Raw genomic sequence first — 20504 nt, 5'->3', positions numbered from 1 at the left:
GCTCGCCGCCATCGATCCGACGACCCTGTCCGATGCGGCGCAGGCCGCCTACCGCGCGGCCGAAAGCCGCGTGATCGTCAACGCCTATCTCGGGATCGCCGCCGCACTGATGGTCATTGCCGCCGTGGTCTGGCTGCGGCGCAACGCGTTGGTCGAGCGTCCGGCCGATCAGGCCGGCGGGTTGCGTGCCGCGCTCGGCCTGCTCCGGCGCCCGCGCTTCGCGTTCGGAACGCTGGGCATCTTCCTCTATGTCGGGGCGGAAGTCTCCGTTGGCAGCCTGATCGTCAACTATCTGATGCGGGCGGACACCCTGGCGCTGGGGCAGGAAGCCGCCGGCGCGCATGTCCCATATTACTGGGGCGGCGCGATGATCGGCCGCTTCATCGGCGCGCTGCTGCTGCGCTATGTCTCGCCAGGCAAGGCATTGACGGGCGCCGCCGGCGGCGTGCTCGCCTTGCTCGCCATATCCGGCACCGCGACGGGCCTGGTGTCCGCCTGGTCGCTGCTGGCGATCGGGCTGTTCAATTCGATCATGTTCCCGACGATCTTCAGTCTCGCCAGCGAACGGCTGGGCGTGCGCACGCCGGAGGGATCGGGGCTGATCTGCATGGCGATCGTCGGTGGCGCGATCGTCCCGCCGCTGACCGGCTGGACCGCGGACCAGATCGGGTTGAAGGGCGCGTTGCTGGTGCCGGCGCTCTGCTACGCGATCATCCTCGCCTTCGGCCTTTATGCCCGCCGCCCGGCCCCGGCGCTGGACGACGCCGCAGCATGAGGGCGGAGCGGTTCGCCGCCTGATCTGTTATAGTCCTGCCCAGGCGCCGCACCACGACGGCGCCATCCTTGATGCAGGAGATTCGCTATGACCGATCAGGCCCGTTCCGCCACCGCCACCATGACCGAATCCATGAAAACCGCCACGGATCAGATGAAGGCTGCGGGCGGCAAGGCCGCCGAAACGACGCAGGCGCTCAACAGCAAGATCATCGACCAGGCCGAAACCAACGTCCGCGAGGCATTTGCCGCTCTGCGCGCCGCGGCAACCGCCGGATCGATGGGCGACATCCTCAAGGTTCAGGGCGACTATGTCCGGGAACAGAGCGCCCGCAACATGGCGCAGGCGAAGGAGATCGGCGAGATGATCGCAAACTTTGGCCGCAGCGCCATGGGGCAGGCCGGCACGATGCCGGGAATGCCCGGAATGTCCGGTACGCCAACCGACTCCAACTGATCGGTGGACCGATGGCCGGGGTCGGGCCGCGTCCGCTATCCGGCTGGACGCCCCGGCCCCGTTCTGCGGTCCACCGCTAGATCCGCACCGCGATCGGAAGCCGCAGGACCAGCGCCATGCCGTCCTCCGATCGAACGAGCAGCACTTCTCCCCCATGCGCGCGCGCGATCGATCGCGCGACCGCCAGGCTCGGGCCCGATGGTCGTGGTGGCGCGCTGCGCTCCGCCTTGCCATGCAAACCGGGCGCGAACCCGGCTGGGGGCGTCGCCTCCACCGGGTCCGCCGCCAACGCCGTCTCGCGCGCCGATATCGTCGCACTATCGCCGTCCGTGCCGAGCACCAGCATGACCGCCCCGCCGTGTCGCCGCGATGTCGCGATCATCTGCTCCAGAACCCGTCCGATCGCGCCTGGGTCGACATCGACCCAGGCGACGATGTCGGTTTCCGACACCACGGTGTCGCCGCGCGCAACCGCCTCGGCCGCCGTCGCCCGCACCAGCGCGCCCAGTTCCGCCCGTTCCAGGGCCGCGGGTGTCGCAGCATCGGTCAGGAACAGCTGCAATCCCGCGACTGCATCTTCAAGATAGGCGACATCATCATAGAAAGCCTCGCGAACCTGTCGCGGTGCCTCGTCCAGCCGGGCACGCAACCGGTCGAGCGGCGCCCGCACATCGCTGCGCAACATGCCCGCAAATGCCGTCCGGTCCCCGCTCAGGCTTTGCACCCGTCCTTGCAAGCGCGCCAACGCCGCCGCCGCCGGTGCCAGTTCGTCGGGCGTGTCGGCAACGGGAACCGCGTGCGACGGATCCCGCCCACTCGCCTCCGCCGCCGCGGCGAACCGGCGCAACGGCCGCACCAGCAGCACCGCGAACAGACCGGCGGCCGTGACGCTGATGGCCAGCGCCACCAGGAACCACAGCGCCATGACCTGCTGCGTGGTCGTCGGAAACGCCTCCGGCCGGGGTCGCACCACCGCCCATCGCCGATCGGGCAAACGAAGTGCTGCCTGGAACTCGCCCGTCACCTCCTGGATCGCGCCGGGCGCCGGCTGTGCCGCGGGCCGCGCCGCCCGGATCGGGGGAGCGACCGGTGCCGCCTGCGGGACGATCGGCACTACCGGTGCGGCCACAACCGCCGGCCCGACCGCCTCCGCCACTGGTGACGGGACGGCGCGCGGGACGCGCACGGTCGCATCGCGGGGCGCCGTGGCGCGCGGCCGTGGCCGCTCTGCGGCCGGCGCCTGGACCTGCGGGGCGGGGGCGGGACGCGCCACCACCGGCTTCGGCACCGCCGGCACGATCGTCGGTGGCGGCACAACGGGTGCTGGCAGCGCGGTCGGAGCCGGGCTTGCGCCATTCTCCGCCTGCAGCAACGGCAGGAAACCGGCGCGCGCCGGTGGCTGGTCCGCCAGTGCGAACCGTGGATCCACCGCACGCACCCGGATCGGAGCCGTGACCACCATGCGGACGTCGGCAACCGGCACGCGCAGGATCGCGGCCAACTGCCGCTGCGCATCCGGCGCCTCCAGCCAGCGCGCATTCGCGGACGGCGGCACCGCAACGACACTGCGCGCGAGGATCGCATCGCCCGGACCGCGCAGCGCCACTGCCACCGCGTCGATCCGCACCGCCCGGGTCGTGCTCGGCGGCAGGATCGCGGCCATCCCGACCACGACAGCAAATGCGATCAGCACGCACAGGATCATCGCCACAACGAACCGCGTCCGAATCGCGATTCGTGGCAACAGGGACGAAGGGAGGCGACGGCTCATCACGCCTGCTATGGCATGACCGCGCGCCCCACGTCACCGGTCTCGTTACACCATGTCGCCGGTCGCGACCGGCAAGATCAAGATCGCGCGCAAGCCCTTCAGTTCAGGCGCGTTTTCCAGGATCAGGCGCCCACCGTTCAATTCCGCCAGCGCGCGGGTGATCGACAGGCCGAATCCATGCCCGTCGCCGCGCTCGTCCAGCCGTCGGCCGGGCACCAGTGCCTCGATCGCTGCCGCTTCCGACAATCCGGGTCCGTCATCGTCGATCCGGATATGGACCGCGGCGCCGTCCCGCGCGGCCTCGATCCGTACCGCACCCCGCGCGTGACGCCAGCCATTGTCGAGCAGATTGCCCACCATCTCGTCCAGGTCCTGCGGATCGACCGCGACGGCCATGCCGTCCGGCACCGCGATCCGCACGTCCAGCACGCGATCGGCATGCACCCGCCGCAGCACCATGGTCAGATCGCCGATTGCGCGGTTCAGCGGCGTCCGCACCCTGACACCCGATCCCGGTGCCGACGCCCGCGCCCGTCCCAGATGGTGGCGGACCTGGCGGTCGATCCGATCGACCAGTGCGCGCAACCCACCATCCGGGTCATGGTCCGGTTCCGCCAGCCGGACGGTCAGCGCCGCCAGCGGCGTCTTCAATCCATGCGCAAGGTTCGCGACATGCCGCCGTGCATGCTCAAGCCCCGCCGCATTCTGTTCGATCAGGGCGTTCAATTCGGCCGCCACCGCCATCAACTCCGCCGGCTGGTCGTCTGGTACGGTCCGGGCGTCGCCGGCACGCACCGCCGCCACGGATGCCGCCAACCGCCGCAGCGGCTGCAGCCCCAGCCGCACCTGCACCCACGTCGCCAGCGCAAGCGCGATGCCCAGGGTCGCGAGCGAGATCAGCAGCGGCGTCATCGCGGCCCGCAACGGGCGTTCGGCCACCGCGCGCGGCCCCGCCGCGGTGATCGTCACCGGACCGGCCGTCGTGACGATCGTCGTCCGGCGATAATGCAGCGCGCGCCACGGCGTATCCCGGATATCGCCGACGTCCATGTCGGGTCCTTCCCCGCGGCGGTGCTCATGGGGGTGCGCGTGTTCCTCGGGCGGTGGCGGCGGTCGATCCCGGCGCGGGATCATGAGGCTTCCGCCGCTGCTGCGCACCGCGCCCGCCGGACCATCGATCCGCCAGATCCAGCCCGATCCGGCCACTCCGAACGGCGGCAGATCGATCATGCGCGCCCGGTCGACGCGCCCGTCCGGGCCCACTGCACGCGCCAGCACCGCCACCTGCGCGTCCAGCCGTTGATCTAGTCCTGACATCACGAAGCGTTCCAGCACATGACCGATCGCGAATGCCGCGAACAGCAATGCCGCCAGCGTCGACAAAGCGGAGATCGCCAGCAACCGCCCGACCAGCGAGCGCGGCACCAGCGTCATGACCGGTCCGCCGCATCCGCGGTCAGGCGATAGCCCCGGCCGCGCACCGTCTCGATCATCTCCGGCCCGATTTTCCGCCGCAGTCGCCCGATGATGACCTCGATCGAATTGGAATCGACGTCCGCGTCGCCCTCATACACCCGCTCGATCAGATCGGATCGCTCTACGATCACCTCCTTGCGCAGCATCAGCGTGGACAGCACCCGCCATTCGAACGCCGTCAGCTTCAGCGGCAATCCATCGCGTTCGAACGTGCCGATCTGCGCGTCATAGCCGATCGGGCCGCAGGTGATCCGCGCCGACGCATGGCCCGCCGCCCGCCGAACCAGCGCCCGCAACCGCATGACCAGTTCCTCCACCCGGAACGGCTTGACCAGATAATCGTCGGCGCCGGCCTTGAACCCCTCGACCTTTTCGGACCAGCCGTCGCGCGCGGTCAGGATCAGCACCGGCAGGTCGCGGCCCCCGGACCGCCAGTCGCGCAGCACGGCGATACCGTCGCGCTTCGGCAACCCAAGGTCCAGCACCGCCGCATCATAGCGTTCGGTCGACCCCAGATGCCCGCCGTCTTCGCCGTTGCGCGCGATGTCGACCGCAAAATGCTCGGCTCGCAACGCCCGCGCGATCCCGTCCGCCAGCACGGCATCATCCTCGACCAGCAGGATCCGCATCGTCCATCCTTCCCCATCGCCCGTCCCGACGCAGACGGCGCGACCGGTGACGTAGGTCGCCTGCGTAAACCGAAACTGAACGACATGGTTCAGCGTGGGTGGAGCCCGACTCGGTAGGAAGGGCGCACACCACCACAAGCAACAGGATGTGATCCATGGCCAATCGTTTCTCCACCCGCATCGGGCATCGCGGGACCGCCATTGCCGCTGCCGCTGCCCTCTTGGTCGCGGGCGGTGCCGCTGGCGCCGGCGCGATCGCGCTGACCCGCCCGACCGTGACCATGGCGCCGGCCACGCCCACCCCGATCCGTGCGCTGGACGACGACGGCATCGTCACGGTCCGCGGCCGTGTCGCCGAAGTCTATGGCAGCCACTTCATCCTGGCCGACCAGAGTGGGCGGGCGCTGATCGATGCCGGCCCCGAATCGGATGGACGTCTCGCCGCCGGACAGCCGATCACGGTTCAGGGTCGCTACCGCCGGGGCATGGTCCGCGCCGCCTTCCTGGTCGATGCCTCCGGTCATGTCGAACAGGTCGGGCCGCTCGGCGATCATCATGGTCGGCCCGGTCCGCATGGGCCCGGTGGGCCGGACGGTCGCGACGACCCGCGCGGTCCGGGTGACGACCGCCCCGCTCCGCCGCCGCCGCCCCCGCCCTCGTCGTCATCCCCGGCCGCCGCGGCGTCGTCGTCGCCGGTAACGCCGCCCGCGCCTGCGGCAGCAACACGGCGCTGACGACCAGGTCATCCTGTTCCCGACCATGTGGGGAACAGGATGAACTTTCCTGCCACCCTGTTGTTCGCCATTGATGAAGAAGGAGCAGCGGATGACGATGGCGGTGCCTGGCCTTTCTGCCGTGCAGGTCGAAACCGGACCACCGGTGTCCGCGAAGACCGGACGACCGCTCGATTGGCTCAATTTCTTCCTGGCCGATGTCCGGGACGGGCTCGGCCCCTATCTCGCAATCTATCTGATCGCGGTTCGCGGCCCCACGCAGGGTTGGAACGAGGCGACCACCGGGCTGGTCATCACCATCGCGGGGATTGTCGGCCTGCTGGCGCAGACACCCGCGGGCGGGCTGATCGATCGCAGCCGCAACAAGCCGCGGATCGTGATTGCGGCCGCCCTGCTCGTCACCGCGAGTTGCGTGGCGCTGCCGCTCGCCTCCGGTTTCACGATGGTCGCGATCAGCCAGTCGGTGGCCGCGGTTGCCGGCGCGGTATTCGCGCCCGCCATGTCCGCGATCACGCTGGGTCTGGTCGGGCCGAGGCTGTTCGCGCCGCGCGTCGGCCGGAACGAAGCCTTCAACCATGCCGGCAACGCCGTGTCGGCTGGCCTGGCCGGGCTGCTCGCCTGGAGGTTCGGACCGGTTGTCGTTTTCTGGCTGATGGGCGGCCTTGCCATGGCCAGCATTTTTGCCGCCCGCCGCATCCCCAATGACCGCATCGACAACGCCGTCGCGCGCGGGCTCGATTGCGACACGGACCCGCAGGCGCAGGAGGCCAGCGTCTGGGCCACCGTGCTCGAAAACCGCCCGCTCCTGCTGTTCGCGGTGATCTGCTTTACCTTCCATCTCGCCAACGCCGCGATGCTGACGTCCGTGGGGCAGTTGCTGGCGCGAACGGCGGGCAAGGACCTTGCGACCTCGCTCACCGCGGCCTGCATCGTCGCGGCGCAGCTGGTCATGGTTCCGGTCGCGATGCTTGTCGGGCGAAAGGTCGATGTCTGGGGTCGCAAGCCGATCTTCCTGGCAGCCTTCGCCGTGCTTGCGGTGCGCGGCGTGCTCTACACCGTATCGGACGATCCCTATTGGCTGGTCGGGGTTCAGGCGCTGGACGGCGTAGGTGCGGGCATTTTCGGGGCGCTGTTTCCCGTGATCGTCGCCGATCTGACCGCGGGCACCGGACGGTTCAACATGTCACAGGGCGCCATCGCTACCGCGCAGGGGCTGGGTGCGGCGATCAGCGCCACCATCGCCGGCACCATCATCGTCGGCTTCGGCTATACCGCGAACTTCCTGATGCTGGCGCTGATTGCCGGCATCGGTCTTGCCCTCTATCTGGCGTTCATGCCCGAAACCCGTGGTCATTCTACAAAGGCGAAATCCGCATGAAGCAGCTGGTCGCGTTCGATCTCGATGGTACCCTTGCCGAAAGCAAACAGGCGATCGATGCCGAAATGGGCGCGTTGCTCGCGCGCCTCACCCGCGCGGCCACGGTCGCGGTGATTTCGGGCGGCGATTGGCCACAGTTCGAATCGCAGCTGATCGGCAATCTGCCGGCCGACGCCGATCTGTCGCGGCTTCTCGCCATGCCGACGTCGGGTACGAAATTATACCGCAATGACGGCGCCGGCTGGACGCAGATCTATGCGGACATCTTCTCGGCTGACGAACGCGACACGATCATTTCGGCCCTCGACGCCGCGATCGTCGAAGCCGGGTTGCAGGACGATCCCAGCTGGGGCGACAAGATCGAAGACCGCGGAAGCCAGATCACCTTCTCCGCGCTCGGGCAACAGGCGCCGCTGGACGCCAAACATGCCTGGGATCCCGACTTTGCGAAGCGCAAGCGGATGCAGGCGATTCTCGAACCTGTCCTGCCCGACTTCACCGTCCGCACCGGTGGCTCCACCTCGCTCGACATCACGCGCAAGGGCATCGACAAGGCGTACGGTATCCGCCGCCTGTCGGAAATGACCGGCATTTCCACCAACGGCTTCATCTTCATGGGCGATGCCATCTATCCGGGCGGCAACGACTATGCCGTGCGCGCGGCCGGCGTGGATTCGGTCGCGATCCGTGACGTCACCGAAACCAAACGCGTGATCGAAGGCATCCTCTATTGTCTCGAAGCGGGGGCGTGATCGCGATGGTTCCGGTCGACACCCATTTCTACGAGCCGTCGGCGGGCCACCGCTTGCCACACGATCCGTTCAAGGCAATCGTGGCGCCGCGTCCGATCGGCTGGATCTCGACCATCGGCGCCGACGGCGTCGTCAACCTCGCACCCTACAGCTATTTCAACGCGGTCTGCGACAAGCCGCCGATGATCCTGTTCTCCAGCGCCGGGCGCAAGGATACGCTCCGCAACGCGCAGGCGACGGGTGCCTTCGTCTGGAACCTCGCCACGCGCCCGCTGGCGGAACGCATGAACACCACCTCCGCGCCGGCTCCCGCGGATGTCGACGAATTCGCCCTCGCCGGCCTCACGCCCGCCCCAAGCCGGCTCATCGCCCCGCCCCGCGTCGCCGAAAGCCCGGCGGCGCTGGAGTGCCGGGTGCTCCAGATCGTCGAACTGCAGGATCTGGACGGCGCCTCCGCCAATCACTGGATCGTCGTCGGCCAGGTGGTCGGGGTCCATATCGATCCCGCCTTCCTGCGCGACGGCCTGTTCGACACCGCCGCCGCCCAACCGATCATGCGCGCCGGCTACCGCGGCGACTATGCCGGCATCGATGCCGGATCCATGTTCGAAATGATCCGGCCGACGGCCTGATCGGGAAAAGCGAATGGCGTGGGCGGCCGCAACAGCCGCCTTATCCACGCTCCCGAACGACCGCTTCCAACGCCGCATCCGCCCGCGCCAGCGCGACCAGCCGCACCCCGGCGGCGGCGGCGCGGGATACGGCCAGGCTGGTGGGTGCGGAGATGGTGACGAGCAGCGGGCACCCCGCCAGCGCGGCCTTTTCGACCAGCTCATAGGAACAGCGCGCCGACAGCAGTGCGAACCCGCCATTCCAGCGCAGACCCGCGCGCAGCATGGCGCCGACCAGCTTGTCGAACGCATTGTGCCGGCCGACATCCTCGCGCACCGCGCGGATCACGCCGTCCGCCGTACACGCCGCTGCGGCATGAACCGCGCCCGTCGCCGCATTCAGCGGCTGCCAGTCCCGTAACGCGGCCAGCGCGCGAAAGATCGCAGCATCCGCCACCGCCTCGCGTGTCTTCACCACCGGCAACGGCCTCAGCGCCTGTTCCAGATTCTCGATCCCGCACAGGCCGCAGCTGCTTTCCGATACTCGGTGCCGGACGCGCTCGATCACACGCTCCATCCGCGCCGCGATCAGCGTCACGCGCAGGATCGTGCCCACCGCGGCCGCATGCGTCTCCACCGCCACAATGTCCGCCGCGGCGTCGATCAACCGTTCCGCCGCGCAGAAACCATAAGCGAAATCATCCAGCGCGGCCGGCGTCGCCATCATCACGGCATAGCCCAGGCCATTGATCTCGATCGCGACCGGCGCTTCCACGGCCAAGGTGCGGACCAGGTCGCCTGAATCCCCGTCCGGCGTCAAACGGCGGAACGGGGCCGGCATCACCGCGGGATCATCCGGATTTTGCAATTGCTATGGCTCCGAAACGATTGCGGCGCGTTACGCGCCATGATGAACGATCCGTCTTTGCCCCGCCAAGCCGTCCTGATCGTCAACGCACGGTCGCGCAAGGGCCGCAAACTGTTTCGCCGCGCCAGCCGGGGCCTCAAGGCGGCGGGCGTCGATCTGATCCGGTCGCACGCGGTTCGCGATCCTGCGAAGCTGAAGGTCCATGTCTGCGAAGCGGTGGCGGAAGGCGCGCCGATGGTCATCGTCGGGGGTGGCGACGGGTCGCTGTCCTCGTCGGTCGATCATCTGGTCGGGCATGACACGGTGTTCGCGCTGCTCCCGCTCGGCACCGCCAACAGCTTCGCGCGGACGCTCGGCATCCCGCTCGATCTCGACGGCGCGATCCAGGTGATCGCCACCGGCAAGCGCCGCCGGATCGACCTCGGCATGATCGACGATGATTATTATGCGAACTGCGCCACGCTCGGTATCGCGCCGCTCATCGCCGAAACCGTGCCGCACGGGTTGAAACGGGTGCTCGGTCGTCCCGGCTATCTGGCCTGGGCACTATACCAGATGACGCGGTTCAAACCGTTTCGCCTGACGATCGGCGAAGGCGCCACCGCGGAAACCCTCGACGCGCTGGAGGTCCGGATCGCCAACGGCACCTATCATGGCGGGTCCGAACTGGTCGACAGCGCCTCGGTCGACTCGGGTGAGATCGTGGTTCAGGTCGTTACCGGACGGGCCCGCGCCTGGCTGGCGTGGAGCTGGCTGGCCAGTATCCTGCGACTGGATGCGCGACGGGGAACGTTGCGCGAATTTCACGGGCGGGAGATTCGGATCGCGACCGATCGCCCGATGCCGGTGTCGATCGACGGCGAATTGCTGGCGAAGACGCCCTTCACCGCGCGGATCGCACGCGCCGTGATCGAGGTCGCAGTACCGGCCTAGCGTGTCGGGCAGTCGCGGCCGGCCACTTCTCCGCTCGCCAGCGCGCTTTCGCTGGCCTCCGCCGGCACCAGCATGGCGCCACGCCGCCACGATCCCCGCAGATAATGCCCGATCGCCAGGACCAGCGACACCGCCGATCCGATCGGAAAGCTCCACCAGATGGCATCGGCGCCCCAGCGCGGCATCATGCCATAGGCGAAGCCCAACCGGACCGGGATCAGCGTCACCGCCAGGATCAGCAGCGGCGCGATCACCGATCCATTGGCCCGCACGGTGGAAAACAGCACCATGGTGATCCCGAACATCACGAAACTCCATCCGACGATCAGGTGGATATGCGCCGCGACCGCGATCGCGGGGCTGCCGTTCGCCAGGAACAGTCCCAGCACCGCGCGATCGACCAGCGTCGTCACCACCACCATCCCGCCTGTCAGGCACAGGTTGATCAGGATGCCCGCGCGCGTGATCGATCCGATCCGGTCCCAGCGTCCCGCACCGATATTCTGCGCCGCCATCGCGCTCACCGCCGCGCCCACCGCCAGCGCGGGCATCTGGATATAGGTCCATAGCTGCAACGCCACACCGTAGGCGGCGGTCGTCACCAGCCCCAACCGGTTGACCAGCCCGATCGAAACCAGCCCGGACACCGATACCACGATCATCTGCAAGCCCAGCGGCGCGCCCTTGGCCAGGATCGTGCGCAGCAGCGTGGGATCGGGGATCAGGTAGCGCCACTCCGCACCGCGCAACCGGATCGGCAGGTCGCGAACATAGATGGTCACCAGTAGCGCGCCCATCCCCACCAGGTTCGCGATCAGCGTCGCCGTCGCGGATCCGGCGATCCCCATCGCGGGAATCGGCCCCGCGCCCGCGATCAGGATCGGGTTCAACCCGCTGTCCAGCACGGTCGACAGCGCCATGAACCACAGCGGCGTCAGCGAATCGCCGGTGCCGCGCAACCCCATCATCAGCAGCACCGTCAGGAACGCCGCCGGCATCGCCAGAAAGATGACGCGCAGGTAGACCAGCGCCAGGTCCTGCACCGCCGGCGGTGTCGCCAGCAGCCGCAGCAATTGCGGTGCGAAGATCCAGCCGATCGCCGCGATCACGAACGCCCCGCCCACCAGCAGGCCGATCGCCGTACCCAATGCGCGCCGTGCACCGTCCACCTGCCCGCGTCCGATCGATTGCCCGACCAGGATGGTCGCTGCCATGCCGAACCCGAACACCGCGGCATACATCAGGAACATGATGAGGTTCGCGTTGGACGTCGCCGCCAATGCGCCCTCACCCAGATAGCGCCCGACCCAGATCGCGTTGATCGAACCGTTCAGCGAGTGCAGGATGTTCGATCCCAGCGTCGGCAGGGCGAACATCAACAGCGCCGGCGCGATCGCCCCGCTGGTCAGGTTGGGCCGGCCCGCTGGCCGTCCTGCACCGGTCGGTTGATCCCGGGACGTGTCGATATCGGCCATCTCAGCGTCCTGTCCTCGTCAAGTTCCATTCCGATCCCGCCGGGGCCGGACCTATCCCAACCGCGCCAACGCCGCGCGCAACCGATCGGCCTCCGCGGACCGCGCGGCATGATCCTCCCGCGCCTTGGCGACCGCATCGGGCTTCGCGCGTTCGACGAACGCCGGACTTTCCAGGCGCTTGGCCAATGCATCGCGCTCCTTCTCGGCGACCGCGATCCCCTTGCCCAATCGCGCACGTTCGGCGGCGAGATCGATGACACCCTCCAGCGGCAGCACGAACGTCGCTTCGTCGACCACCACCTGGGCCGCGCCGCCGGTCGCGGGCTCGAACGACACGGCCGCGATCCGCGCCAGCCGCGCCAGCACGGCTGCCTGCCGCTCCAGGCGACCACGCGTCTGTTCGGACGCATCGCGGATGTGGGCGGTCAGCTTCGCGCCGGGCGGCACGTTCAGCTCGGCCCGCGCCGCGCGAACCTCGCTCACCACCTGGATCGTCCAGTCGATCTCCGCCGCTGCGGCCGGATCCATCGCGCGTGCATCCGCCATCGGCCACCGCGCGACGATCAGGTCATGGTCGCGCGGCGCCAGCGCATGCCACAGTTCCTCGGTGATGAACGGCATGAACGGGTGCAGCATCACCAGCATCTGGTCGATCACCCAGCCGGCGACGGCGCGGGTCTCGGTCGCACCCGGCACCGGCCCCTCGGCCTCTCCCAACACCGGCTTGATCAGTTCCAGATACCAGTCGCAGAACGTCGCCCACACGAATTGGTAGATGGTGTTCGCCGCCTCGTCGAACCGCAGGTCGGCGAGCGCCAGGTCCAGCGTCTGTACCGTCTTCACCGTCTCCGCCAGGATCCAGCGATTGACCGGCAATTCCGCGCGCGGCGGTTCCAGCATGGTCGATCCGCCGATCCCGTTCGCCTGCGCGAACCGCGCCGCATTCCACAGCTTGGTGGCGAAGTTGCGATACCCCTCCACCCGCCGCTCATCCAGCTTGATGTCACGCCCCTGGCTTTCCATCGCCGCCAGCGTGAACCGCAGCGCATCCGCGCCGAACCGGTCGATCAGGCCCAGCGGATCGACGGTGTTGCCCTTGGACTTCGACATCTTCGACCCGTCCGGCGCGCGCACCAGCCCATGCAGGTACAGCGTCCGGAACGGCACCTCGCCCATGAACTGCAACCCCTGCATGATCATGCGGGCGTCCCAGAAGAACAGGATGTCGAACCCGGAAATCAACACGTCATTGGGGTAATGCCGGCCAACCTTCGCCATGTCGTCAGGCCACCCAAGTGTCCCGAACGGCCACAGCGCGGACGAGAACCAGGTGTCCAGCACATCCTGATCCTGCGTCAGCACGCGGTCGTCGCCGGCTTTCGCCCGCGCGCCGGCTTCGTCCTGCGCCACGAACGCGTTGCCATCCGCGTCGAACCACGCCGGAATCCGGTGCCCCCACCATAATTGCCGCGACACGCACCAGGGCTGGATATTGTCGAGCCAGTTATAATAGGTCTTGGTCCAGCTTTCGGGCACCACCTTGATCGCGCCCGATCGCACCGCCTCGATCGCGGGTCCGGCCAGCGTCTTGGCATCGACATACCATTGGTCGGTCAGCCACGGTTCGATCACCACGCCGGATCGATCGCCGAACGGCGTCTGGATCACGCGGTCCTCGATCCGGTCGAGCAGCCCCGCCGCCTCCAGCGCGGCGACGACCGCGACGCGCGCATCCTTCACCGACAGGCCGAGATAGGCGTCAGGGATCAGCCCGTCCGCTACCTGCACCACCTGCGCCTTCGCATCGAGCATGTTGAGCATGTCGCCTGCGGCGAACCCTGCGCGTCGCCCCACCTCGAAATCGTTGAAATCATGGCCGGGCGTGATCTTCACCGCGCCCGATCCCAATTCCGGGTCGGCATGGTCGTCGGCCACGATCGGGATCGCCCGCCCGGTGATCGGCAGGATCACGCGCTTGCCGACCAGCGCGGCATAGCGTTCGTCGGTCGGATGCACCGCCACCGCCATATCGGCCAGCATCGTCTCCGGCCGGGTGGTCGCGACCGCGATGACTCCGCTGCCATCCTCCAGCGGATAGTGCAGGTGATAAAATTTGCCCTGCACCTCGCGCGTTTCGACCTCCAGGTCGGAAATCGCGGTGCCCAGGCCCGGATCCCAGTTCACCAGCCGCTTGTCGCGGTACAACAGTCCCTGCTCGTGCAGGTCGACGAAGACCTTGATGACCGCCCTGGAAAATCCCGGGTCCATCGTGAAGCGTTCATTGGCCCAGTCGCACGATGCGCCCAACCGGCGGAGCTGGCCGGTGATCGTGCCGCCGCTCTCTTCCTTCCACGCCCACACCCGTTCGACAAACTGGTCGCGGGTCAGGTCCGTGCGCTTCTCGCCCGCGGCGTTCATCTGCCGCTCGACCACCATCTGCGTCGCGATGCCGGCATGATCGGTGCCGACCACCCACAACGCATCGCGCCCCTTCAGGCGGGCATGCCGCACCAGGATATCCTGCAACGTATTGTCCAGCGCGTGGCCGATATGCAGCGACCCGGTGACGTTCGGCGGCGGGATGACGATCGTGAACGGCTCCGCGTCGGGCCGATCGGGCCGAAACCCGTTCGTCTTTTCCCAATGCGGATACCAGCGGGCCTCGATGGCGGCGGGGTCGAATGTCTTGTCGATCGTCATCCCACTGCCTTAGCCGCGCAGACCGGACGCCGGAAGCCCCGGCGCAGCGTGACGACAGATACACGCAGTGCCTGCCGCGTCCCCCCGACGTCGGACGATCGGCCTGCAGGCCCTACAGGCTCTTTCCGGTGATCCGCGCGATTTCCCGCGCGACCAGTGTCTCCACCAGTTCGGGCAACCGGGCGTCCAGCCAGTCCTTCAGCATCGGGCGCAACAATTCCCGCACCAGACCTTCCAGCGTGTTGTCCGCGGGCGACGACCCGCGCACCACCAGTGCGGACAGGATGTCGAGCGAATGCTTGCTGGCAACGGCGGCGTCGGGAGACACCAATGGCGGCGCCGGTTCGGTCAGCTCCAGGACATCGCCCGCCACCGGTTCGGCATGCGCCACGGGCGCCGCGATGTCATCGGCGGGCCGCCGCGAACGCGGCGTCGCGATCGCGGCACCATCCTCGGCGATGATGCGCTTGATGGAAGCCAAGATCTCTTCCATCGACGGTTCCTGACGTCCCTCGCCCATGGCCGTCAGCTATTCCCTATTTCCGGGGCGCTGTCACCGGGTTTGCAGCGGGTTGCGCCGGGATTTCGCGCGATGCCGCCGGCACGGCCGGGCCATAGGCGCTTTGCGGCAGCACGACCGTGGTCGGCGACGGGATCGCTGCAGTCGATATCGCCACCGGCACCGGCTTCGGCCCGTCCTTCCAATCGCTCAGCGAATTGTGGACCTGGCGATAGTTCAGGGTCGGGTCGTACAGCGGCCCATTGTCCAGCCCCAGATTGCGGGCCTCCGCCCGGCCCAGCGCCGCCAGCAACGCAAAGCCCGCGACATAGGCGTCGCGTCGCGCCGTCACCAATTGCACGCGCACGTTCAGCAATTCCTGCTCGGCATTCAGCACGTCCAGCACGTTGCGTGTGCCGACGCTGTTCTCCGCCCGCACGCCTTCCAGCGCCAGTTCGTTTGCCGTTACCGCCCGTTCGGACGACGCGATCACGCCCAGCGCAGCGGCGTAAAGCGAATAGGTCGCGCGGGCATCCGCCACCACCGATCGTTCGACCTGCGCGACGCGTTCGATCGCCTGGCTTGCCAGGGCCTTTGCCTGCCGCACGCGCGCCGCGGGCAATCCGCCCTGATACAGCGGCAGCGACAACTGCACCCCGACGGTTCCGGTGGTCTGCGATTGCCGCGCCGGAATGAAGGTCGTGGTCTCGCCCGATCCTGCAAACGTGCCCGGATTGGTCCCGAGATAGTCGTTATAGCCGCCGCTGGCGAAACCCGAAAGCGTCGGCAGGCGCGCCGCCTGCGCGGTACGGATGTCATAGCTTGCCGCCCGTGCCGCCGCCCGTGCGGCGATTAGGTCCGGATTATTCTCGATCGCCAGGTCGGATGCGGCGGCAGCGCTCTGTGGAAACACCGGCAATGGCGGCGGCGGTTCCAGCGCATCCGGTGCCGCGCCGATGATGTTCAGATAATTCTCCCGGCTGGAATCCAGCTGCGCCAAGGCCGATTGCAGCTGGCTCTGCGCGATCGACAACCGCGCTTCGGACTGCGCCACGTCCGTTCGCGTCAGATCGCCGACCTGGAACCGATCCTTCGATGCCTGCAAATTGGTCTGCAACACGCGGACATTGCCGCGGTTGAGTTCGACGATCGACAGGTCGCGGATCACGTCCATATAGGCGCCGACGGTCTGGACGAAGATGTTCGCCTCGGTCGACCGCAACTGCGCCCGCCCGGAATCCACGCGCGCATCCGCCGCCTTCACGGCGCTGCGCACGCCACCACCCTGATAGAGCGGGACATTGATGTTCACATTCCCCGCCAGGTTGCGGGTCGGGGAGAACCGCGACCCGATGCCGCGCAACAGGAACTCGCTATAGGTCCCGGTGGCACTCGCCCCCGGCAGGCCCTGCGACCGGGCGATCGGCACCCCTTCGTCGGTCGCGCGCTGGCCAGCGCGCGCACCGGTCAGGGTGGGGTTGCCGCGATACGCCTGGATCAGCGCGCCGCGTAGCGTAGCCCCCCAGGCCGGCAGCATCGGAACGGCCAGGATCGCCGCCGCCGTCGCCAACCCCACCGCCTTCGTCGTCACCCGCATCAACACGCTATTCCCCCACCCGATCACCATTGATCAGAATTGAAATTCCGGTGGCGGTGCAAACCCCGGCAGCGTCACCGCCTCCGCATCCAGCACCGTCACCAATCCAAAACCGCTGCCCGCGCGGCGCCCGATCGCCAGGCGCGACACGCCACGTTCGATCACCCCGGTCGCCAGCCGCCCGCCATCGACCAGCTGACCGCTGATCGCCTTCGGCACCGACGCCACCGCCCCATCGATCAGGATCAGGTCATAGGGCGCACCCGCGGACCAGCCTTCGACCAGCGGCCCCGAAACATAGGTCACGCCCGGCATCTCGACCGGGACCAGCGCCGGATCTTCCTCCAGCGCCGTCACCGCCGCGCCCAGCTTCGCCAGCACCGCGGCGGCGTATCCGGTGGCCGATCCGACCACCAGCACGCGGTCGCCGGACACCGGTCGCGCCTCCGCCAACAGGCGGGCCGTCGCAAGCGGGGCGTTCAGCCACCGCCTGCCACCCAGCGGCACCGGTCGATCGATATAGGCCACCACCCGCGCCTCGGCCGGCACGAACCGTTCGCGCGGCACGTCCGACAGCGCTGCGATCAGGCGCGGGTCGTTGACATTGTTCGTGCGCAGCTGGCTGTCGACCATGGCGCGGCGCATCTGGCTGAAATCTTGATCGGTCACGGCAAACCTCGTCGCACGACTGTATTGAATAGGCAACACAGCTGGCCGCCCGTTGGTCGTCTATCCTGTCGCTTTCGTCGCGCCAAGCGTCATGCACGGAACGGGGTTAATATCTTGCAAACGCGCGGCGATCGCCGCCCGCCGCGACCGCCCGCATCCTGCAGAAATCGCTCCGACTTTACGTCAGTCGACATCTCCAAAGCCGTGCCCGACGGTGATCCGCGCGCCCGTGTCGGCGCCGCCCGTGCTGCCCTCCCACCAATAGGGCTGCCGCCGGCGCGTGCCCGTCGCCACTTCGTTGAGCGTCGCCGCATCATACAGCCGTCCGCCCAGCATGACCTGCGCCACCTTGTCGCTGTTGCGGATATCGGCCGTGGGATCGGCGTTCAGCACGACCAGATCGGCCAGCTTGCCGGCCTCCAGTGATCCGACGTCCTTGGCATAGCCCAGCGACGTGGCGGCGCCGATCGTCCCGGCGCGCAGTGCCTCGACCGGCGTGAAACCGCCGCGGACGAAACTCCACAGCTCCCAATGCGCACCAAGGCCCGGCTGCTGGCCGTGCGCGCCGATCGCCACCGGCACGCCCTTGTCCGCCAGTTTCTTGGCCTCGCGCGCGGTCGCGCCGTCGACATAATCCTCCTCCGGCGCGATTTCCCGCCGGGCGTTCTGCGCCGCCAGCAACGCGGGCGGCGCATGCCGGGTCAGCAACGGGTGCCGCCAGACATCGCTGTGCGCCCGCCAATAGGGATCGCCGGCCGGCCCGCCATAGGCCACCACCAGCGTCGGCGTGTAACCCACCGTGGTCTGCGACCACAGGCTCACCACATCGGCATAGAAGCGTTCCAGCGGCACATTATGTTCGACCGTCGCATTGCCGTCCTGCACCAGCGACATGTCCAGCGTGAACAGCGATCCGCCCTCGGGCACCACCTCCATATTTTCGGCCTGCGCGGCGGCAACCACCATCTGCCGCTGTTCGCGGCGGGGCTGGTTGTAGTTCTTGACGCTGTGCGCGCCCTGCGCCTTCAGCCGCCGGACGACCGCCAATGCGTCGTCATAGCTGTCGATCTGCGCATAGACGTCCGGCGCCTTCGCACCATAGATGATCTCGCCCGTCGAGAACGTCCTGGGTGCCAGCACCATGCCCGCCTGCTGCATCTCGGCCGCAGGAAAGATCTCCGCCGACCGCGACGACGGATCGTGCAGCGTCGTGGTGCCGAGCGCCAGGTTCGCCATCGCGGACCAGTTCTGCTGCGGCACAAGCTCGTCCTCACCCTGCGGGCCGTGCGCATGGGCATCGACCAATCCGGGAATGATGGTCTTGCCGGCCATGTCGACCACGGTCGCACCCGCAGGCACCGTCACCGTGGCCCGCGGCCCCACTGCGACGATGCGGTCGCCGCGGATCAGGATCGTCGCATCGTCCAGGATGCCACCATCCGCGCCCGCCATGGTGACGACCCGCGCCCCCGTCAGCGCGACGGTGCCCGTGGGCTTGGCGGCGGCGACCTCCATCGACAGCGAGACGCCGGACCGGGGTACCGCGAATTTGGGCGCATCCTCGCCCGCGGGCGCATTGCGGAACAGCGCGGCGGTTTCGGCGGTGTAGAGCGTCGGACCGGCGCTCCAGTGGATCTGCCGTCCCGCGTTGGACCAGTTGATGAAATCGGCGCCGTCGCCGCTGACCCGCGTCACCGGCAGCGATCCCGACTTGGTGTCGGTTTCCACCGCCTGCTTGCCGGGCATCAGCGGCATCACGAACGCCTCGTAGCTTTGCCGGAACGCCACCTGATCGCCGGCCGGCGACACCTGATAATCGTTGACCAGTTCCCCTTCGGCATGGACCCGCCGGTCCTGCCCGTTCAGGTCGGTGCTGATCAGCTGGCGCTTGCCGCCTTCGTTGATCATCAGGAACACGCGGTCGCTGGCCGCGCCGAACTGAGGCGATGCCGCGTCGCGCGCGATCCGGACCGGTGCGCCGCCCGCGGCTGCGACGCGGTAGGCGCCGGTGCCGGCATTGCCGCGCGCCGCCGTCAACAAGCCACCCTCGCCCTGTTCGAACACGATCGTCGCGCCATCGGGGGAGAAACGCGGCCGGCTGTAATGCCCCGCGATCGTGGTCACGGTCCGCGCCGCGCCGCCCGCGGCGGCAATCGTGCGAACCTGCCCCAGTCCCTGGTCCGTCCAGCCGACGAACACGATCTGCCGGCCGTCGCGCGACCAGCTCGGGAACAGCTCCAGCTCACCGTCGCCGCGCGTCAACCGCCGCGGCGCCCCCCCCGCGACAGGCTTCGTCCACAGCTTGCCCAGCGTCTCGAACACCACCGTTCGGCCGTCGGGCGACACGCTGGCCCACCGCGGCATCTTCGTGGCGAACCGATCCGGCGCGACGGCGATGCGCGGATGCACCGCGTCGACAATGATGCGGGTATCGTTGATGCGGAACGGGATCACAGCACCACCGGCGCCGTCCGCCGCCACCCGGCGCAGCTTGCCGCCGGCCCAGAACACGATCGCCTTGTCGTCGGGCGTCCAGGCCATGTTCGGATAGACACCGGTGACGGCCCAGGTCTCCTGCACATCGCGGTCCAGCGGACCATAGACGACGCGCTCGATCCCGGTCGTGAAATCCTTCACCCACAGCTTGCTGACATTGTTGTCGCGGCGCACGAACGCGATCCGCTTGCCGTCGCGCGACGGGGTCGGCCGCACCGATCCACCCACGCCCGATACGGCCGTCGTAACCTCGCCCGTTGCCAGGTCATAGCGTTCGATGTCGAACAGATCGGTGCGCGAATTCTGCGCATATTCGAAGATCGGACCGGGGGACACGTTGCGGGTGTAGAACAGGCTCTTCCCGTCCGGTGCGTAGATCGGCTCACCCAGTTCCTTCTGCAGCACTTCGCTCGCGCGCTTCACCAGCTGGACGCCGCCGCCACCCGAAACATGGTACAGCCACACCTCGCCGGTACCGAGCGAACGCCCGGTGGTGAAATGCTTCTTCGCCGCGATGAACCGGCCGTCGGGGCTCCACGTCGGCTGGTTGAGCAGACGGAACTCCTCCTTCGTTACCTGGCGCTTGTCGGATCCATCGACATTCATCACCCAGATATTGTCACCGCCGCCACGATCGGAGGTGAAGGCGATCCGCCGGCCATCGGGGGAGAAGCGCGGCTGATGC

Annotated in this window: 16 protein-coding genes and 1 pseudogene; 7 read left to right on the top strand and 10 right to left on the bottom strand. The window is 68.2% G+C overall.

The window, feature by feature from the left end; genetic code table 11:
* Together VF649_RS08310 and VF649_RS08305 are read left to right on the top strand one after the other, a co-directional pair.
* Positions 1-775: pseudogene (locus tag VF649_RS08310) on the top strand (glucose/galactose MFS transporter); the annotation flags it as partial.
* Positions 776-862: 87 nt separating this feature from the next.
* Entirely contained in the window at positions 863-1231 is a 369-nt protein-coding gene (locus tag VF649_RS08305; protein WP_331011495.1) for a phasin family protein, read from the top strand.
* A 76-nt stretch (positions 1232-1307) separates the two neighbouring features.
* On the opposite strand, the gene VF649_RS08300 is transcribed toward VF649_RS08305, so the two are convergent.
* From VF649_RS08300 to VF649_RS08290, 3 genes are read right to left on the bottom strand one after another with little or no spacing between them, the layout of a single operon-like run.
* Complete coding sequence (locus VF649_RS08300) at positions 1308-3002, bottom strand: hypothetical protein (protein ID WP_331011494.1); 1695 nt, start codon at positions 3000-3002, stop codon at positions 1308-1310.
* Positions 3003-3047: 45 nt separating this feature from the next.
* Positions 3048-4436, bottom strand: a complete 1389-nt coding sequence (locus VF649_RS08295; protein ID WP_331011493.1) for a HAMP domain-containing sensor histidine kinase — start codon at positions 4434-4436, stop codon at positions 3048-3050.
* The gene (locus VF649_RS08290) at positions 4433-5107 is read right to left on the bottom strand and encodes a response regulator transcription factor (protein WP_331011492.1); all 675 of its coding nucleotides are present in this window, start codon (positions 5105-5107) and stop codon (positions 4433-4435) included. The genes VF649_RS08295 and VF649_RS08290 overlap by 4 nt, the downstream gene beginning before the upstream one ends.
* Before the next feature lie 155 nt (positions 5108-5262).
* Between VF649_RS08290 and VF649_RS08285 the strand changes: the two genes are divergently transcribed.
* The 4 genes from VF649_RS08285 to VF649_RS08270 all read left to right on the top strand — a co-directional run bounded on the left by VF649_RS08285 (position 5263) and on the right by VF649_RS08270 (position 8603).
* Positions 5263-5841 carry a hypothetical protein gene (locus VF649_RS08285; protein ID WP_331011491.1) on the top strand — a complete coding sequence of 193 codons (579 nt, stop codon included), beginning with the start codon at positions 5263-5265 and terminating at the stop codon, positions 5839-5841.
* 91 nt (positions 5842-5932) lie between these two features.
* Positions 5933-7219 carry an MFS transporter gene (locus tag VF649_RS08280; RefSeq protein WP_331011490.1) on the top strand — a complete coding sequence of 429 codons (1287 nt, stop codon included), beginning with the start codon at positions 5933-5935 and terminating at the stop codon, positions 7217-7219.
* Positions 7216-7971 (top strand): HAD-IIB family hydrolase, encoded by a 756-nt coding sequence (locus tag VF649_RS08275; RefSeq protein WP_331011489.1) that lies wholly within the window; start codon positions 7216-7218, stop codon positions 7969-7971. Before VF649_RS08280 ends, VF649_RS08275 begins: the two co-directional genes overlap by 4 nt.
* A 5-nt stretch (positions 7972-7976) precedes the next feature.
* A complete protein-coding gene (locus tag VF649_RS08270) occupies positions 7977-8603 on the top strand; it encodes a flavin reductase family protein (RefSeq protein WP_331011496.1) in 627 nt (208 codons plus the stop codon).
* Positions 8604-8643: 40 nt separating this feature from the next.
* On the opposite strand, the gene fdhD is transcribed toward VF649_RS08270, so the two are convergent.
* Positions 8644-9423 (bottom strand): formate dehydrogenase accessory sulfurtransferase FdhD, encoded by a 780-nt coding sequence (fdhD, locus tag VF649_RS08265; protein WP_331011488.1) that lies wholly within the window; start codon positions 9421-9423, stop codon positions 8644-8646.
* Between the two features lie 69 nt (positions 9424-9492).
* On the opposite strand from fdhD, the gene VF649_RS08260 reads away from it, so the two are divergent.
* Entirely contained in the window at positions 9493-10383 is an 891-nt protein-coding gene (locus VF649_RS08260; protein ID WP_331011487.1) for a YegS/Rv2252/BmrU family lipid kinase, read from the top strand.
* On the opposite strand, the gene VF649_RS08255 is transcribed toward VF649_RS08260, so the two are convergent.
* The 6 genes from VF649_RS08255 to VF649_RS08230 all read right to left on the bottom strand — a co-directional run.
* Entirely contained in the window at positions 10380-11858 is a 1479-nt protein-coding gene (locus tag VF649_RS08255) for an MATE family efflux transporter (protein ID WP_331011486.1), read from the bottom strand. The two genes, VF649_RS08260 and VF649_RS08255, sit on opposite strands and share 4 nt — an antisense overlap.
* Before the next feature lie 51 nt (positions 11859-11909).
* A complete protein-coding gene (locus VF649_RS08250; protein WP_331011485.1) occupies positions 11910-14558 on the bottom strand; it encodes a valine--tRNA ligase in 2649 nt (882 codons plus the stop codon).
* 112 nt (positions 14559-14670) lie between these two features.
* Entirely contained in the window at positions 14671-15078 is a 408-nt protein-coding gene (locus VF649_RS08245) for a DUF2497 domain-containing protein (protein WP_331011484.1), read from the bottom strand.
* 16 nt (positions 15079-15094) lie between these two features.
* Positions 15095-16684 carry a TolC family outer membrane protein gene (locus VF649_RS08240; protein WP_331011483.1) on the bottom strand — a complete coding sequence of 530 codons (1590 nt, stop codon included), beginning with the start codon at positions 16682-16684 and terminating at the stop codon, positions 15095-15097.
* Positions 16685-16687: 3 nt separating this feature from the next.
* Positions 16688-17323, bottom strand: a complete 636-nt coding sequence (locus VF649_RS08235; RefSeq protein WP_331011482.1) for a protein-L-isoaspartate O-methyltransferase — start codon at positions 17321-17323, stop codon at positions 16688-16690.
* Positions 17324-17506: 183 nt separating this feature from the next.
* A partial coding sequence (locus VF649_RS08230) for an amidohydrolase family protein (protein ID WP_331011481.1) occupies positions 17507-20504 on the bottom strand: 2998 nt, incomplete at its 5' end.

It is taken from the genome of Sphingomonas sp. (assembly GCF_036387535.1).
Taxonomy (GTDB): Bacteria; Pseudomonadota; Alphaproteobacteria; order Sphingomonadales; family Sphingomonadaceae; genus Sphingomonas_R.
Note: the sequence above shows the minus strand (reverse complement) of the source record. Positions and strands in the feature narration are given on the sequence as shown.